Source organism: Sphingopyxis sp., from assembly GCF_051861155.1.
Lineage (GTDB): Bacteria > Pseudomonadota > Alphaproteobacteria > Sphingomonadales > Sphingomonadaceae > Sphingopyxis.
In genome coordinates this window covers 106,246-123,066 of the sequence record NZ_JBHYDE010000005.1, presented here as the reverse complement: position 1 = coordinate 123,066, position 16,821 = coordinate 106,246, and the positions used below count along the sequence as shown (strand labels likewise).

Sequence of the window (16,821 nt, the reverse complement as noted above, 5' to 3'; positions counted from 1 at the left end):
CGCGATCCTTCATCAAAAGCGGTCAGCCGCGATCGGCCTAGACCCGCTCGTCATAAACAAATAATATCGAAAGCCCGGCGTGATATGCTCTAGAGGTTATAGGAGCGCCGTCAGGTGAAGCGATTGGCGATCGCGCCGATGCCGTCGATGCCGCCTTCGACCAGGTCGCCGCGGACGATGCGCCCGACCCCCGCCGGGGTGCCGGTGTAGATGAGGTCGCCGGGCATCAGTTCGACATAGGTCGACAGTTCGGCGATGATGTCCGCGATTGGCCAGATCATGTCGGCGATGTCGCCGTCCTGCCGCGTCTCGCCATTCACCGACAGCCAAATCCGCGCCGCGGCCGGGTGGCCGACGGCCGCAACCGGCCGGATCGGCGACAGCACCGCGCTGCGATCAAAGCCCTTGGCCATGTCCCACGGCCGCCCGCCGGCCTTGGCATCGGCCTGCAAGTCGCGGCGGGTCAGGTCATTGCCGACGGCATAGCCGAACACCATCGCCGGCGCGTCGTCGGATGTGATGTCGCGGCCGCCCTTGCCGATCGCGACGACCAGTTCGATCTCGTGATGCAAATTTTCGGTGCGCGGCGGCATCGCGATGGCGGCGGTCCCGGCAACGATCGCATCGGCCGGTTTCGAAAAGAAAAAGGGCGGCTCGCGATCAGGGTCGCCTCCCATTTCACGGGCATGGTCGGCGTAATTCTTGCCGACGCAGAAAATGCGGCGAACCGGGAAACGCTGGTCGCTGTCGGCGATCGCGGCGCTCGGGGCGGTGACGGGAAATGGTTCGTTCATCGGTCGGCCTTCGCTTGTCAGGCGGGCGGATAGAGCGCCGCACGGCATTCGCCAAGGTCGGCGCCGTCGATCCCGCTTTCCCTCGCCGCGTTCCACGGACTGCCCATCTTGTCCTCGGGGCGATACCAAAAGCCATAGAGTTTGTCGTTCGCCGCGACCAGCGTCGCCGCGCCGATGCTGCCCTCGGTTTTCGAGAACCAGGTCAGCCGCATGATGCGCCCGAATTGGGTCCCGCGCAACGTGCCGAGCCCGTCGTTGTAACAGCCGAAGATTTCATTCCCCTGTTGCCGCAGCAGGATCGGGCCATATTCATGGCTATAGACCCCGCTGAGCTCGGCGGGCGCCGCCGCGCCGCGCGCCTCCAGTTCGCCGATGACACCCAGGTCGGACAGCCGCGTCGCGCCGCTCCCCGCCCAATTGCTGTCGATCCGTAGCCGCAGCCAGCGCGCCGACGTCGGCTTGGCCAGTTGGATCATCGTCCGGGCGTCGCCCTTCGCCTCCCCCTCGATCAGGGTCTCGAACGGCCCTTCGGGACCGACGGTCGAACCCAGCAGGGCAAAGCGGCGCACCGGCGAACCTTCGGCGGTTTGCGACATCGACCCATCCTCGCGCACGACGGGCTCGAACCGATTGTCGAGCGCGACGGCGGCGATCTTGCCGTTGCCCGCGAGTTCGAAATTCAGCGTGTGCGGCAGGCTACCCGCCTTGTCCGACAGCCAGCCATAGGCTGGTCCGCCGTCGACAAGGTTGATCGCCCAGGTCGACCAATGGCGCTTCGCCTCGCCGACATCGGCCTCGGCGATGCCGCCCCAGCTGATGTGCAGCATATTGTCGCCCGCGGGTTCGGCGGGCTGGTTCGCCGCGTCTTCCGTGGACGCGTTCGAGCATCCGGCGAGGAGCAAGGCCCCCGCCAGCGCCATGGTGCATGCGCGCATATGTCAGTCCTCCAAAACGGGTTTATCGGCGCTCGGGCCAGATCTTCTTCGGGGCGGCGAGATGCGGTTTGCCGAGGAGCGGACTCGACAGCGCGTAAACGCCGTTCACCGAAAAGGCCCAGATGATGTTGCGGTCATATTCGGTGAACACCGCAAAGGTCGAATTGCCGAACGTATAGCCGGGCAGTTCCTTCTCGGTCGGGAAGCGCGGGACGAAATAGCCCGCGATCGCTGGCTTCGCCGGATCCTTGACGTCGAAAATCTGGATCCCGGCGTTGTAGAAAGCGTAGATGGCAAGCCCCTGGCGGCCGCCCTCGGGCTGCCCTAATCCGCCCGACCGCTTCGGCCCGAAGCTGCCGCGTCGCTGGCAGAAATCGGTAAAGGAGGCGCCCGGCGGCGGCACCGGCCGCGGGAATTTCGCCGCGACCTTCGGACGCGCCGGGTCGCGGACATCGATCGCGAAAATATCCTTGTACGGCTCGTAACAATTCTCGTTCATCGGGTAACCGTTCGAGAAGACAAAGCCGGTGCGATCGTACTGGCTGACATCGACATTGTCGAATTCGGTACCCGCATAGCTCGGCGGCACGTCAAGGTGGCCCAAGGTTTTCGGCTTGGCCGGGTCGGCGAGGTCAAAGGTGTAAAAGCCCAGCCCGCCCATGCCGCCGAACCCGATCCGGCCGCCCGCCTCGATCGGCTTGGTCAGCACGATCGGGTTGCGCGATCCCATCCAGCTGGTGCGGTTGCCCGCGCGCGGGTTGGCGCGGTACGCGGCCTCGCTGTCCTTGTCGCCGAGCACTTGCCCCGGCACGCTGATCTGCGACACGAATTGGGGGTTCGCCGGATCCTCCATGTCCCAGACCTGATAACCGGGCGAATAGAGATAATCGGGATATTCGGTGAGCGAATAGCTGTCGTCGGGCGCCGCCGACAACAGCATATATTTGCCGCCCCACCAGGTCGCGGCATCGAGCGCGCCCGACCCCTGCTGCTGCCCCACCGGCGCATCGGGATGCCGATAGTCGGTCGTCCGCGTCGCGATCAAATCCCATTTCTCGGGGGTCGGGCCGTTCATCACGAACACCTTGAAGCCCTTCAGCGAATTGTAATTACGCTGCGCCGCGACCTTGTCCGGCTGGCGCAGCTTGTCGTCCATCAGGCCAAAGCGCCCGATCTCGTACGATGCGACCAGCACATTGCGTTGAAGCTTCTTGTTCCAGGCGATGGTAACGCCGCCGAAATAGTCGGTGACTGTCGAAGCGTCCCAATCTTCGCTCGACCCCTTCGCATCCCAGACGCCGCCTTGCGACCAGACGACCTTGGCCTTGGCCGGATCGGTGACGTCCATGATCCGCAGATAGTCGCGGTCGTGGGTGTAGAGGTACCGCCTGCCGCCGAAATCGACGACGCTGGCCCACGCATGCCAAGGCGAGGTCACGCCCGGATAAAAGCCGATCACCTCGACATTTTTGGCGTAACTATTCTGGTCCCAATGATCGAGCTGGCCCGCGAAATTGGGCGCATTGGTGGTCAGCGGGGTGGCGGCCGGATGGCGGAACGCGCCGGTCGCCGGGTCCATGCCATAGTCGATATCGGGCACCGGCGGGCGCGGCGGGTTTTCGGGCGTCGCCTCGTGCCACGCCTTCAGATAGGGATCGACGATGCTGACCGGGCCGGTGGCATGGCCGCCCTCGCCGCTCGCCGCGGTCAGCACGGTGGCATAGAGCAGCCCGGCGATGACCGCCGCGCCGCTGCCGATGATCCTCACTCCGCGTTTCATCGGCATGTCCCCATTGTCTTGACCCAGGATAGCATGGCCCCGGCGCGCCCTAAAAGCGGAACCGGGCCGTCACGCCATAGGTGCGCGGCGGAATGTAGGTGCCATAGATGGTGCCGAACAGCTCGAGCTTGCTGGTGTAGTTGAGCTCGTCGGTCAGGTTTTTCACCCAGGCGGTCACCTCCCACTTGCTGTCGACATCGCGCAGCCCGATCCGCGCGTTGAGCAATATCTCGCTGTCGAACTTCAGGATCGGCGTGTTCGGATTGTCGAAGAAATTGGCGCCGGTATATTGGAAATCGCTGCCCGCGAGCAGGACGATCGTGTCGCTGACCGGCTGGTCGAGATTGGCCGAGATACCGAATGCATGTTTGGGCGTGCGGCGACAGCTGTTGCCGTCCAGGTCGGTGCCATCATCGTCGATAATCAGCTCGCCGGTAAAATTGCACCGCGAATAGGCATAGTTGCCCGACACGCTGAAACTGTCGGTCAACCGCGCCTGAACATCGAGCTCAAGGCCATAAGCACGGGTGCCGTTGGCTGCGTTGAACACGAAATTGTCGGGCGGCAGCCCCGGGCCGGGCGACAGGAACTGGTTGGTCTGGAGATTGTCGTACAGCGTGTAATAGCCCGCCGCGTTGATGAACACGCGCCGGTCGGCGAGCGCCAGCTTGGCCCCCAGTTCAAAACTGTCGGCGGTTTCGGGTTCGAACGACACCAAAGCTTCGGCGGGGGTGTTCGCATCTTCACCGGTCCAGCCGCCCGGCTTATAGCCTTTGGCATAGCGTGCGTAGAGTGTCACATCGGGGCTGGGTTCAAAACGCAGCGTGGCGCTGGGCAACCACGCATCCCAGCTGCGCTTGTCGGTCACGGTGAAATTCACCGGCGCGCCTTCGAACGAGTCGCCCGACCGGTTGTTCGAATAGCTTTTGCGGTCATAGGCATAGCGCAGCCCGGCGTCGAAGGTGAGCTGGTCCGACAGGCTGTAGCTGACTTCGCCAAATACCCCGATATTGTCGTTCCTTGACGTCGTGACCGTGTGGTTCGAGCCCGGGAACGGCGATGCAGGGGTACCGCCAAAGGCCATGGCGAAAGCGAATTCGGTGATCGCCTGGAAATCGGGGAACAGGAAGTTCACATCCTCGGCGCGGCGGATATTTTCGCGCAGATAATAGACCCCGCCCTCCAGCCGCAGCGGGCCGCCATCATCCCAGCGCAGCCGCAGTTCCTGCGAAAACTGCTTCACATCCTCGGCCTTGCCGCTGTCGAAATAGCTGTCGGGGACCGTCGCCAGATAGGTGCCCAGCCCCGCCACCATCGCCGGCGTGATGTCAGGCGCGTTGGTCGCCGGATCGATCGCAAAGTCGAAGAACAGCCCCGACCCATCCTCGCGCGCCGCGAGCGAGGAATCGCGATAGGCGGTCTGCGACGCGATGCTCAGATTGTCGCTCGCTTCCCAGTCGATCGAGCCGCTGACCCCATACATGTCCGAATTTTGATAACCGGTGAAGTTGTGCGCGCCCTTGCGGCGGTCAGCGCTCTGAAACGGCGCGTTGCGGTTCGGCAGCACAAATCCGGGCAGGCTGGCGATCGGCGGGGCAAAGAAGCTGTTGTAGGTGACCTCGTTGCTGTCGCCTGGGACGATGACATCGACCCAGCGCGCCCCGTCGCGGTGCCGCGTATAATCGGCGGACAGGTTAATATCGACCGTCGCGCTCGGTTGCCAGCGCAGCTGGGCGCGCACCGACTGGACATTCTGATCCTCTTCGTCGCCGCCGCGCGTGTTGATCGCATAGCCGTCATGTATCCGCGAACTGACGACCAGCCCCAGCCCCAGCGTGTCCGACACCGGTCCGCGCACCGAAGCCGCGACGTCGAGCTTGTCGTAATTGCCATAGGTCGCCTCGAAGCGCCCCTCGAAGGTGTCACCGGGCTTTTTGGTGACATAGTTGATCAGCCCGCCGACGACGCTCTTGCCGAAGCGCAGCGCCTGCGGCCCTTTGAGCACCTCGACGCGTTCAAGATCATAAAGGTCGAGCAACGACCCGGTGCCGCGCGACAGATAGGCGCCATCGACAAAAATGCCGACCGCGCCGTCGGCACCGGCGCCCTGAATGTCCGAACCGATGCCGCGAATGAACAATTCGGTGTCGACCGCGCGCTCGGCGCTGAGCTTGAGGCCGGGAACGCGATAGGCGATTTCGGAGAAATCCTTGATCCCCGCCTGCTCCAGCGCGGCGCCGCTGAACGCCTGGACCGAAATCGGCACGTCCTGCAGGCTCTCTTCGCGCTTGCGGGCGGTGACGACAATCTCGTCGTTCGCCGCCGCATCGACACCGTCAGCCGGTGCCGATTGCGCCTGCGCGACGCCGGGCAGGGCGCAGACGGCCGCCGTTGCAAAAAGCGCTTCGCGCAAAATTCGTGTCGATCCCACCATTTTCTCTCCCCAGCGGCCCGACACGGCTCGTCCTCGGATGGGAAAGCGCTCGCGTCGGCCTGATTGCATTGCCGGCTGGAAACTAGTTGCGTTTATATATCGAGATAATAGATTATACACTCACTGATATTCATAAAATATTATATCGAATGAAACCGGGCCACCACAGCGACCCGGTCGCACCGGGGGCGGGCTGGAAGATTTTGCTCCTGCTCGCGACCGACGATATTTCCAAGCCGTTATATCGCTCCGGCCATCGGATATTGGATCGCAGGGGTCACAGCGCCGACAAACGCCACCGGGTTTCGACTTGGGAGGCTGGAATGCGGTACGCGATGAACGGATACTTGGGCGCAGGGTGCATGCTCGCGCTTTTGATCGGCAGCTTGCCCACGTCGGCGGCGGAGCCGCCACCGGGCGGCGCGGCCGAAACGCCGCCGCTGACCGCATCGGCCGACGATATTCCCGATCCCGACATTCGCGCCTGGTGGAACCTCACCTATGACCGCAAGCCTCCCGCCCCCGTGCCGGGCCAGGATTATGGCATGGACGCCGCGACGGGGACGTTCCGCCATCCCAAAGCGACGCCGCTGGTCCGCACCGCGCCCAATTTTCCCGGCCAGCTCGATCATTGGGATCAGAAATCCTACCGGAAAAATGTCGAGGTGCTGGCCTTTTACTACTTCATCCCGTCGACCGGACATACCTGGCAGACAATCGTCGATTTCGGCAAAAAACGGTACATGTATGTCTATTATCGCTCGGGCCTCGGTATCTTCGACATCACCGACCCGCGCCGCGCCAAGCTGGTCTATCGCCGCGGCCAGCGCGTCGTCGCGCATGGCAAGCGCGATATCGTGAACCCCTATGCCAAGACCGACGGTTTCGGCGCCGCCAATGTCCAGTGGCACCAGGGTCTGGGCAAATATGTAATGGTGCAGGCCTTTGAAGTCCCGCGCTATGGCGTCATGGACGAAAAATATCACGAACCCAAAGGCGTCGATACGCTCAAGCATTGGCAAGGGCTGAGAGGTTTTCGCGTCTATGCGATGGACGGCCCGCTGCCCCACCAGTGGCAATTGATCGCCGAACGCACCACCGACTATCGCCACCCCGACGCGCCCTATGGTGAGCAACAGGGGTCGGGCGCGCTCGACATTCCGGCGTGGACCGGGGGCAAATATATGTTCCTGTCGACCGCCCCCGACGACCGGTTCATGCTGACCGAGTTCGCCGACTATATCTATACCCCCGGCTATCAGGTGTGGGACATGAGCGACCCCGCCAACCCCGTCTTTGTCAGCCAGTTTGCTGCACCAGGGCAGATCCTCGGCGATCCCGATCATGAGGCCGCCTATCTGAGCAACCCGCGCGCCGGGAACCGCACCTCATGGTTCGGATCGCGGATGCCCCCCTTCATGACCAAGGCGCCCGACGCGGGCGGCAAGATCGCTTTCGGCGCGATGGCCGGGCTTGGGCTCTATGCGCTCGACGTCAGCAACCCCGCCGCCATCAAGATCGTCGGTCATGTGAACCAGGTGCCAAAATTCGCCGGGACCGAGTTCGATAATGTCGACCTCAGCCAATATGAGCGCACCGGCTATGTCTTCAGCAACGGCTATCCGATGAACGACGAATGTTATGAACCCTATAAGGACATCTTCGTCGTCGATGCGCGCGATCCGGCCCATCTGAAGATCGCGGCAAAATTCCCGCGCCCGACGCCGCCCGCCGACGCGGCGTTCACCGATTATTGCCAGCGCCGCGGCAGCTTCGGCCCCAAAAGGTCGGGCTATCTGACCCAGCCCGGACGCTTCCGCGACGGCATCGTCTCCTACGCCTTTTACAACGCCGGGGTACAGATCTTTGACGTCAAGGATCCGACCCGGCCGGTGATCGCAGGATATTTCGTGCCGCGTTTCCCCACCGACGCGGAAACCGGCGGCGAATCGCAGGGCAATCTGACCTATGGCGTCTATGCCGAATATGATCGCAATATCCTGTGGGCGTTCACCAACCACGGCTTCTACGCGCTGTCGTCGCCGTTGCTCGGCAAGCCGGTGTTCAAGGCGCCCGAAAGGCCGTGGCCGCCGCGGCCCTAGCGCCGCGCGGGCATATGCCGATCGATCAGCATCACCCCCGCCGCCAGCAGCAGCAGCGCGCCCGCAAGCATCGCAAAGAACAGCAGCAGGCCGTCCGGCTGCGCCAGCAACATCCCGGCACCAAATGCGCTGAGGATCGCGCCAACGCGGCCAAAGGTGATCGAATAGCCGATCCCCGCCGCGCGGCATTCGACCGGAAAGACATGCGCCGACAGGGTGAGCAGCAACACTTGCAGCGACAGGACCGTCGCCCCCGTCGCCGCCAGGCCGAGCAGGATGAGCCCCGGCGCAACGCCCGGCGTGTGCAACAGCGCCGCCCACAGCGCGAGCGCCGCCATCGCGGCGCCGGCGGTGCCGATCAGCGTCGCGCGCGACCCGATCCGCAGCATCACCCAGGTCAGCGCGAAAGACGCCGCGACCCCGGAAAGATTGAGGATCATCGCGCCGCGGATCGCGCGCTCCATCGGAAACCCGGCGCTCGACAGCAGCACGGGCACCCAGCTGAGCAGCGCATAAACCCCCATCAAAGCGGCGAAGAAAGCGATCGCCATGCCAAAGGTTGCGCGGCGTAGCGCCGGCCCGAAAACCTGGCCGCTGGCCGTCACCACCGGCGGCGGCGCAAACGGTCCCGGCGCCGACCCACCCGCGCTCGCAAGCATCCGCGCGATCCGGGCGTCGGCACCGCCGCGGCGGGCGAGCAGGATCGGCGATTCGGGCAAGCCGCGCAGCATGACGAGGCACAGCAGCAGCGGCAGCGCACCGCCGAGCAGAAACGCCGCGGGCCAGCCATAGGCGGGGATCAGCCACGACGCGATGCCCGCGCCGATGATCCCGCCGCATGGCACCCCGACCGAGATCACCGTGACCGCATAGTGGCGCGCCCGCGCCGGCATCCATTCGGCGACCAGCGCGGTGGCGTTGGGCACCGCCGCGCCCAGCCCCAGCCCGGTAACAAAGCGCAGGATCGAAAAGCTCGTCACGCCCGTGCACAGCGCCGTCAGCATCGCGGTGCTGCCGAACCACAGCACCGCGCCAATCAGCGCGGGCCGCCGCCCGAACCGGTCACCGATGCGTCCGCCAATGCTGGTCCCGAACGCCATGCCGATCAGCGATGCCGCCATCACCGGCGCCAGCGCCGCCGAGCCGATCTGCCAGTCGGCGAGGATCGCCGGGGCAGCGAAGGCGGCGAGCTGGATGTCGAAGCCGTCGAGCAAAATGATCGCGGCGACCAGCGCCAACACCCGCGCATGGAACGGCCCGAACGCCAGCGCGTCGATCGTCGTCTGAATTGGCACAGTCGTCATGGTCCCGCTGTCCCCTGCATCCGGTGGTAAGCGGCCCGCGGCCCGCATGGCGTCGGCGCCGGTCGTCATAGAAATTCGACGGGTCCGACGATGCTGCCCGCGCGCAGGATCGATCGGTGCGCCGCCGCCGCCATTTCACTGCCCGATACCCCCATCGCCGGCTGGCGGCGCTGAATCGACAGCTGCGAACCGTCGCGGCCGCGCGCTTCGACCGTCAGTTCAAGATGATCGATCGCGGGGTCGGCAACCAACCGCGCGCGGCAGCGGTCGAGCCCGGTGGTCGCCAGCGCGCAGGCAACCATCGCGTTGACATTGTGCGGATAACGCACCGCCGCGGCGCGGACGCTGCCGTCGAACAACAGGCTCTCGCGATCCGGCGGCACCGCGCCAGCGCCCAAACTCGCAGGCGGTTTGCGAAAGCTGATCGTGACATCGTCCCACATCGCGCGCCATTCGATCAGGCTGTCGAGCCCGACGAGCGCGCCATGCGCGATCAGCAGCGACCGCCCCGATTGCGCCGCCGCATCGCTCAGCCGGTCGTACAGCGCATCGTCGGCGAGCGCGGTGAGCGACAGCGGCAGATAATCGGCAAAGGCCAGAAACGCGGCGCCATGGCGGCGCGTCACATCGGGACCGGCCGCTTCGACGATCAGATCGGGGGCAAAGTTCGCCGCATCTGCCAGATCGTCCAAAATCAGTTCGGGCGGGATCGCGGTCAGGCGAGACGGCGTCCGGTTGTGGACGAACACCACCTGTCCCGACCCCGGGTCCGCGGCGATACGCCGGTACAGCTCGGCCCCGATAAAGCCGAAACCGATCAAACCGATGCGCATCGCCGCGGCCTTGCTAGCGGATCAATATTTCCACCGCAGCGTCGCGCCATAGGTGCGCGGCGGATTGTAGGACACGAGCACCGATCCGATCACGTCGGCTTTGCCCGATTCATACAGTTCGTTGGTCAGGTTCTTGGCCCAGAGCCGCAGTTCCCATTTATCGTCTTCGGTTGCGACCCCGATCGAGGCGTTGAGGACGCCGACCGAATCCTGCGCGGTGCGCAGGCCATTTTCATTGTCGAAGAAGAAATCGTCGGTCCAATTATAGTCGGCGCGCACAAAGCCGTTGAGCCGGCTGCTGAGCGGCACCGTCACATCGCCGCCGATGCTGAACGAATTTTCGGGCGAGCGGCGCAGCACATTTCCCTTGAGGTTGGTCGGCACCGCAACGTTGCAGAAACAGCTGAAGTCGAAGCGCAGCTCGGTGCTGATCAGGTCGCCGGTAATCTTGGCGTCCATATAGGTGTAGTTGGCAAACAGCGTCAGCCCGTCGACCGGCACCAGCGCGGTTTCCAGTTCGATCCCCTTGACGCGTGCCTTGCCCGCATTGGCGATGACATTGTCGGCGGGCAGATTGGGATCGAAGATCACGAACTGCTGCGTCTGGAGGTTCTTATATTCGGTCCAGAAACCGGTGACGTTGAGACGCAGCCGGTTGTCGAGCCAGGTCGTCTTCGCGCCGATTTCGTAATTCCAGGCATATTCGGGGTCATAGGACACGCGCGCTTCGCCGGGGTTGGTGGCATTTTCGCCGTTCCAGCCGCCCGATTTATAGCCCTTAGACACCAGCGCGTAGAGATAGGCATCCTCGCTCGCCTGCCAGTGCAGGTTGATGCTGGGCGTCCAGGCGTCCCAGCTCTGTTTGTCCGATGCCGAGAAGCTGCGCGTGAAATTGCCGTTCTCGTCCTCGAAATCGGCGCCCAGAAAATCGCCGATCGTCTCGCGATAGACCGTGAAACGCTTGCTGTCTTTGGTGTAGCGGATGCCCGCGGTGACCCCCAGCGTGTCGGTGAAATCATATGTTCCTTCGAGGAACGCGGCATAGGTGTCCGACTTCAGGCCGGTTTCGGCAATCTCGCGGCCCTGCGCGAAAAAGCGGACGAAGATATAATCGGCATCCTCGACCCGGTCGACCTGCTCATGCTGGTAATAGACCCCGGCGAGCAGGTTGAACGCGCCGTCCCAGTCCGAGCGGTACCGCAATTCCTGCGAGAAGCTTTTGACCCGCTCATTCTTGTTGTTGACGAAATAATCGTCGTTGAACCGGGTGCGGTCGAACCCGAAAAAATCGATCCGGCCGTCGGGGCCATAAGCGAGCCGGGTGAAGTCGATGAAGCTGCCGGCGTCGTTGTTGAGCACCTTGAAGCGGCCTTCGCGATAGGCGCTGATCGATGTCAGCGTCCCCGATCCGCTGTCCCAGTCGATGCTCAAATGCACCCCGCCCAGGTCGGCGTCCTGCTTGCCGTCGATATTGTTCGGGCCGCGCCGCGGATCGGGATTCACGAACGGGATATTGTGCGTCGACGGGGTCTGGATATCGACCCATTTGCCGCGCGCGCGCCGCCGCGTCAGGTCGCCGGTCAGCAGGATGTCGAGGCTGTCGTTGGGCTGATAGCGCAACTGCCCCAAGGCGCCGAATGCCGTCAGATCCTCGACGTCATTGCCGGTGAAGCTGTTGAAGGCATAGCCGTCATGCCGCCGCGCGGTTGCCGCGATGCTGCCCGACAGTCCTTCGCCAAGGCCGCCCGCGACATTCGCCTTGACGTCAAAGCCGCCATAATTGCCGATCCCCGCTTCGGCGCCGGCGCGAAATTCGTCGGTCGGCTTGCGGGTGATATAATTGATCGCGCCGCCGACGACATTCTTGCCGTAAAGCGTGCCCTGCGGCCCGCGGACGATTTCGACGCGTTCCAGATCGAACAGTTCGATCGCGGTGCCCTGCGCGCGCGGCAGATAGACGTCGTTCAGGAAGAAACCGATCGCCGCGCTCGATGCGGCGCTTTCGATGTCGGTGCCGATACCGCGCAGGAAGATATTGGGTTCGGAGACATTGTCCGGGTTCAGCGTGAAGCCGGGAATCCGGTTGGCGATTTCGGAAAATTCGTCGATCCCGGCCTTGGCTAGCGCATCGCCGCTCAGCGCCGCGACCGAGATGGGGGTCGATTGCAGATTCTCCTCGCGCTTGCGCGCGGTCACGACAATCTCTTCCAGTCCGCCGTCGCTCGCGCCCGGCGCATCCTGCGCCATCGCGGCCTGCGGGCTGATCATCGCGGTCGCGACGCCCAACATCAACGCGGCGCGGCCCCTGGTCATCATCTTGTTCATCGAATCCCTCCCCCATCATGCGTCCGGGAGCAACCGCCGACCGGTCGTTGCGCCGCTTAGCGCTGACGCTCGACCGAGGGTTGACGGTCCCGGTTCAGACAAGCGAAGGTTATCGGGCCAGGTCTATATGAATAATAATAATGCAACCGATTACTATATGATTTGATTATATCGCGCATCGACCGACCACGCGGCAGAGCCGCCGCTCTCGATCTCGGATTCTTGTGATGAAAGGAAAAAGACGGTGGTGGGCGCTGACGGGCTCGAACCGCCGACCCTCTCGGTGTAAACGAGATGCTCTACCAACTGAGCTAAGCGCCCCCGGAATGTCACCATAGGCGGGGAAGCGCGCCCCTGCCACAGCCGGGGCGCGCTGGCAAGCGCGCCGCTATTCCTCCAGCGCCTCGAAATAGCGGGCGAGCGCGTCGCATGCGGCTTCGGCCAGCGCGATGAAGATGCGGCGGCCATCGTGCGGGTCGGCCTCGCGCACGAACAGCCCGGCGTCGGTCATCGTCTTGATCCAGCGCAGCGCCGTGGTTGCGGGGACCGCGGCGGCGATGCACAGGCTCGACACCGACACCGGCTGGCGCTCCAGCCGCGCCGCATAGAGGTCGAGCAGCATGTCCCACGCCGGGTCGGCGAACAGGTCGGCGGGGAAATATTGTTCGCGCATCCGCCGCTGGCGCAGCATCCGCCGCACCGCCTTGGCGCGCTGGCGGTCGATCAGGCGCTCTTCGGGAACAAAGCTGCGCGGGATTGCGGCATAATCGCGCGGCGGCGAGCGCACCTGCCCCGGATAATCGTCCAAGTCTTCGCCGCGCGCCGCAAAGCCCGTAGGGGTACCGGCCAGCCCGCCGCGCTGCCCGGCCAGATCAGCGAGCAGCCGCGAAATCCGCGCGACCTCGTCCTGCAACCGGTCGATCCGCTCCATCGCATCGTCGCGCGCGACGTCGTGGACCAACCGGTGGCGGGTGCGCCGCGCCGCCGCCAGCGCGACCAGCTTGTCGGTCGGGTCGGCATCGACGAGGAACTGAACATGCAGCGCCGCCGGAATCGCCGCCGCCACCCGGTCGAGCGCGGTCAGCGAAGTTTCGCAAATCAGGTGGCACTCCTGTTCGCCCACCGCGGCGCAGATGTCGGCGAGCATCGCGCCCTCGACCGTGTCCGCCGCCGCCAGCCAGACAATATCCAGCAGGCCGCTGTGCCGGATATAGCCCGCCGCCCGCGCCGGCGGCAGCATATTGGCCAGCCGCACCGCGGCAAGCGCCGCCGTGTCGGGCAGCGCGGTCGGCGGGCCGACGAACAGCAGGGGCGACGCCGTGCCATCGCGCCCCGGCGCGCCGGTCATCGGCGGCGCCCCGGCGCCCGCATCGGCCAGGCGGTGCAAAGGAAAGGCCGGGCTGTCCCGTCGCGTCGGTGCTTCATGGTCCATCATGCTCATTGTCCCCGTTTCATTGCTCCACCCTGGCGTAACTATGTCGTCATTTCGGGTAATTATCCCCTTGCGACACTTAGGGTCTTGTGCTAGATAATCGGCATGAGCAAAGCACCGACCCTTCGCCAGTTCCAAGCGCAGTTCCCGAACGAGGAAAGCTGCCTAGAGCACATCATGCGCCAGCGTTTCGGTGATCGCCATGAGTGCGCCGGTTGCGGCAAGAGCGCCCATTATTACCGCGTCTCGACCCGCCGCGCCTATGTGTGCGAGTATTGCGGCCACCAAGTCTATCCGACCGCTGGCACCCCTTTTGACCGGACCCGCACCAGCCTTCGCGACTGGTTCACGGTGATGTTTATGTTCACGACCACGCGCAACGGCGTTGCCGCCAAGGCTGTCGAGCGCCAGATCGGCGTGACCTACAAAACGGCTTGGCGCATGTGCCACCAAATCCGCGAGTATATGGGCGCAGTGGACGGCAATGGACCGCTTGGCGGCTTCACCAAGCAAGTCGAAGTCGATGAAACGATCATTGGCGGCAAAACGACAGCCGAAGAAGGCCGCATGTCGAACAAGACTGTCGTGATCGGCCTAATGGAACGCGGCGGAAAGGTGATGACGAAGGTTGTCCCGAACCAGCGCCGTGCGACCCTGCTCCCCGTCATCAAAGAGAACGTGAAGCGCCACAGCATCGTGCATACGGACGAAGCGGGCGCATATCTGACGGTCGGCGGTGAGGGATATTATCATATGTCAGTGAACCACAGCGCTGGGCAGTATGTCGGCGCGCAGGGAACGTCGGTAAACTCGATTGAGGGTTTCTGGGCGCAGCTAAAGCGGTCGATCAACGGCACCCATATCCACGTCAGTCAGAAGCATCTTTCGAAGTATCTGGGCGAGTTTGAGTATCGCTACAACATGCGTCACGTTCCGCATCTGATGCTTCCCCGCTTGATGGCTTCTTTCGCGCGCTAGGCGCATCACCTGCCAGCATTGCAGTTAGAAGTTTGTCGAAGCGTTCGTTTTGGGTTTCCGGCATATCGTGACTCCTACGCCCTTATCGCTCATATGGTCGCTATGGGCAAATGGGGGTGGGAATGACGGGAAACAATCGGGGCGACGGCACGGAGGTCCTAGTTGGTCAAAAGGCCAACCACCGCCATGCCGACCAGCCACCCGCCAACGGGAATAAGCAAGGCAGCGAACAAAAAGGCGCAGTCTCGCTTCCGCTCAAACAACCACCCGCTAGTTCGGAAGCCGCTGTAGCAGATCAGCAGGCCCAGACCGAGCAACCCAGCCCATATGTTTTGCGGGATTTGACCGCCCAAGAGGATATGGCGTTTTGGGCTATGTGGATGTTCGTCGCTGCGGTGGCGACTTTCGTAATTACCAGCCTCGGCACGCTTCTGATCTGGCGACAGGTAACGCAGACTCGACAAGCTGTTGAGGACACCGGCAAAGCTACTGCCGCGATGCTGCGCCAGAACGAACTTACCGAGGAAACTCAACGGCCTTGGATCATATTCAGTTCGAAACTTGACGGGGTTACATGGTCCCGCAAGGCGGGCAGCGAAGAATGGCAACTTCAAGCCAATTTCAAATTCCTCTTTGAGAATGAAGGCAAGACTCCTGTGAGGGTCAAACTTGCATATCGCATGTGCGAATGGGGCGAAGATATCGCCAGCCTTCGGGAAGAGTTCGCGAAGATCGGAAACGACCTCGACCCCGAAGAAGTCAACCCGCTGATTGTCTTTCCGGGGCGATACCTGGAGCGCACGGGGGCGGCGCAGGAAACGGGCATCTCCGTCCACAGTCTCGGTGAGCACCGGGAAGAGCTCCTTATCGTCGGCGCATTTTACGGGGGCAATTCGGCGAATATACAGGAATACCACGTTATCATTCCGCCGGTTCCATTCGAGCAGCGGGAAGGCGTGGTTTTCGAGCCAGATCTCGGACACCTGCCGCCAATCGCGCCGTTGGTCCGCCGATGGGACTGATGGGCTGGCTGTCCCGCAAATGATGGCTCCCGCCAACAGCAGCATAGATAACCATCTACGCATTGTCGTGTTTTCTGGGTACTGCCGTAAATGTCCGAAGGGGATAATTCCCTCATTTCGGCGTCATTCACCTTTTGTTCGTTCCCATTTGCCGCCAATACGGACCCAGGCGATGGCCGCTGCACGAGTCGGGGACGCGTCGGGCGGAATGAATTGGTCCAATTTGGACATGATTTGTTCTCATCGTCAATCAATTATTGACGCTTGCCAAGCCGCGGCGGTCGGGTCAGGCGAGGGCGATGTCTGCTGCCCCCTCCTCGCTCACGCGGCTGCGCTGGCGGCGGCGCTTTCGCTCGTTGCTGGCGTTGCTGCTGCTCATCGGCATGGCCATCGCCGCGTGGGGCTGGCTGCCCGCACCCGTGCACATCGTGCCGCTGGTCCACGTGATCGACGGCGACAGCCTGATCGTGCGGCAGGACGACGGGTCGGTGACGATCCGGCTGACCGGCATCGACGCGGCCGAATATCGGCAGGATTGTGCGCGTCGTGATGCCAGCCGCTGGCCGTGCGGGCATGATGCGCGGGCAGCGCTCGCAAGGCTTGCCGGCGGCGGGCCGCTGCACTGCGAAGTCGCGGCCCGCGACCGCTACGACCGCAGCCTCGCGACGTGCCGCACCCGCCCCTTTCCAGGCGGCATCGACCTGGGTGCCGAAATGGTGCGGCAGGGGTGGGCGGTGGCGACCAGCGACGCCTATCTGGTCGAGGAGGCCGAAGCGCAGGCAAAGCGGCGCGGCATCTGGCAGGGCAACTTTATCCGACCCGCCGACTGGCGCGCGGCGCACGACCGTCCGGCGACCGCACTGGCAGGCCCCGACGCCTAGC

12 protein-coding genes and 1 tRNA gene are annotated in these 16,821 nt (G+C 63.7%); 4 read left to right on the top strand and 9 right to left on the bottom strand.

Annotated features, from left to right (window positions below; translation table 11 throughout):
- Positions 1 to 110: 110 nt before the first annotated feature.
- The 4 genes from ACTIFP_RS10595 to ACTIFP_RS10580 are packed head-to-tail and all read right to left on the bottom strand — an operon-like array spanning position 111 to position 5,922.
- Positions 111 to 794: a fumarylacetoacetate hydrolase family protein gene (locus ACTIFP_RS10595; protein WP_439568683.1), complete on the bottom strand. Its 684-nt coding sequence runs from the start codon at positions 792 to 794 to the stop codon at positions 111 to 113.
- Positions 795 to 811: 17 nt separating this feature from the next.
- Positions 812 to 1,729 carry a hypothetical protein gene (locus ACTIFP_RS10590; protein WP_439568682.1) on the bottom strand — a complete coding sequence of 306 codons (918 nt, stop codon included), beginning with the start codon at positions 1,727 to 1,729 and terminating at the stop codon, positions 812 to 814.
- Positions 1,730 to 1,751: 22 nt separating this feature from the next.
- Entirely contained in the window at positions 1,752 to 3,509 is a 1,758-nt protein-coding gene (locus tag ACTIFP_RS10585; RefSeq protein WP_439568681.1) for a hypothetical protein, read from the bottom strand.
- A 49-nt stretch (positions 3,510 to 3,558) separates the two neighbouring features.
- Positions 3,559 to 5,922, bottom strand: coding sequence for a TonB-dependent receptor (locus ACTIFP_RS10580; protein WP_439568680.1), 2,364 nt, complete (start codon positions 5,920 to 5,922; stop codon positions 3,559 to 3,561).
- Positions 5,923 to 6,305: 383 nt separating this feature from the next.
- On the opposite strand from ACTIFP_RS10580, the gene ACTIFP_RS10575 reads away from it, so the two are divergent.
- Positions 6,306 to 8,045 carry a hypothetical protein gene (locus ACTIFP_RS10575; protein WP_439568679.1) on the top strand — a complete coding sequence of 580 codons (1,740 nt, stop codon included), beginning with the start codon at positions 6,306 to 6,308 and terminating at the stop codon, positions 8,043 to 8,045.
- Here ACTIFP_RS10575 and ACTIFP_RS10570 read toward each other — a convergent pair.
- From ACTIFP_RS10570 to ACTIFP_RS10550, 5 genes are all read right to left on the bottom strand, one after another.
- A complete protein-coding gene (locus ACTIFP_RS10570) occupies positions 8,042 to 9,349 on the bottom strand; it encodes an MFS transporter (RefSeq protein ID WP_439568678.1) in 1,308 nt (435 codons plus the stop codon). The genes ACTIFP_RS10575 and ACTIFP_RS10570 overlap by 4 nt on opposite strands.
- Positions 9,350 to 9,414: 65 nt before the next feature.
- A complete protein-coding gene (locus ACTIFP_RS10565; RefSeq protein WP_439568677.1) occupies positions 9,415 to 10,182 on the bottom strand; it encodes an aspartate dehydrogenase domain-containing protein in 768 nt (255 codons plus the stop codon).
- Between the two features lie 21 nt (positions 10,183 to 10,203).
- Positions 10,204 to 12,507, bottom strand: coding sequence for a TonB-dependent receptor (locus ACTIFP_RS10560; RefSeq protein ID WP_439568676.1), 2,304 nt, complete (start codon positions 12,505 to 12,507; stop codon positions 10,204 to 10,206).
- A 245-nt stretch (positions 12,508 to 12,752) separates the two neighbouring features.
- Positions 12,753 to 12,828: transfer RNA gene (locus tag ACTIFP_RS10555), tRNA-Val, on the bottom strand.
- A 67-nt stretch (positions 12,829 to 12,895) separates the two neighbouring features.
- Entirely contained in the window at positions 12,896 to 13,942 is a 1,047-nt protein-coding gene (locus tag ACTIFP_RS10550; RefSeq protein ID WP_439568675.1) for a winged helix DNA-binding protein, read from the bottom strand.
- A gap of 102 nt (positions 13,943 to 14,044) precedes the next feature.
- Here ACTIFP_RS10550 and ACTIFP_RS10545 point away from each other — a divergent pair, with 102 nt between their 5' ends.
- The 3 genes from ACTIFP_RS10545 to ACTIFP_RS10535 all read left to right on the top strand — a co-directional run bounded on the left by ACTIFP_RS10545 (position 14,045) and on the right by ACTIFP_RS10535 (position 16,820).
- Positions 14,045 to 14,917, top strand: a complete 873-nt coding sequence (locus ACTIFP_RS10545) for an IS1595 family transposase (protein WP_439568674.1) — start codon at positions 14,045 to 14,047, stop codon at positions 14,915 to 14,917.
- Between the two features lie 122 nt (positions 14,918 to 15,039).
- Entirely contained in the window at positions 15,040 to 15,939 is a 900-nt protein-coding gene (locus ACTIFP_RS10540) for a hypothetical protein (RefSeq protein ID WP_439568673.1), read from the top strand.
- 299 nt (positions 15,940 to 16,238) lie between these two features.
- Positions 16,239 to 16,820 (top strand): thermonuclease family protein, encoded by a 582-nt coding sequence (locus ACTIFP_RS10535; RefSeq protein WP_439568672.1) that lies wholly within the window; start codon positions 16,239 to 16,241, stop codon positions 16,818 to 16,820.
- Position 16,821 lies beyond the last annotated feature (1 nt).

Coding starts and splice junctions, on each gene's coding strand:
- ACTIFP_RS10595 (WP_439568683.1), bottom strand. CDS start 794: ATGAACGAACCATTTCCCGTCACCGCCCCGAGCGCCGCGATCGCCGAC.
- ACTIFP_RS10590 (WP_439568682.1), bottom strand. CDS start 1,729: ATGCGCGCATGCACCATGGCGCTGGCGGGGGCCTTGCTCCTCGCCGGA.
- ACTIFP_RS10585 (WP_439568681.1), bottom strand. CDS start 3,509: ATGAAACGCGGAGTGAGGATCATCGGCAGCGGCGCGGCGGTCATCGCC.
- ACTIFP_RS10575 (WP_439568679.1), top strand. CDS start 6,306: ATGCTCGCGCTTTTGATCGGCAGCTTGCCCACGTCGGCGGCGGAGCCG.
- ACTIFP_RS10570 (WP_439568678.1), bottom strand. CDS start 9,349: ATGACGACTGTGCCAATTCAGACGACGATCGACGCGCTGGCGTTCGGG.
- ACTIFP_RS10565 (WP_439568677.1), bottom strand. CDS start 10,182: ATGCGCATCGGTTTGATCGGTTTCGGCTTTATCGGGGCCGAGCTGTAC.
- ACTIFP_RS10560 (WP_439568676.1), bottom strand. CDS start 12,507: ATGAACAAGATGATGACCAGGGGCCGCGCCGCGTTGATGTTGGGCGTC.
- ACTIFP_RS10550 (WP_439568675.1), bottom strand. CDS start 13,942: ATGATGGACCATGAAGCACCGACGCGACGGGACAGCCCGGCCTTTCCT.
- ACTIFP_RS10545 (WP_439568674.1), top strand. CDS start 14,045: ATGAGCAAAGCACCGACCCTTCGCCAGTTCCAAGCGCAGTTCCCGAAC.
- ACTIFP_RS10540 (WP_439568673.1), top strand. CDS start 15,040: ATGACGGGAAACAATCGGGGCGACGGCACGGAGGTCCTAGTTGGTCAA.
- ACTIFP_RS10535 (WP_439568672.1), top strand. CDS start 16,239: ATGTCTGCTGCCCCCTCCTCGCTCACGCGGCTGCGCTGGCGGCGGCGC.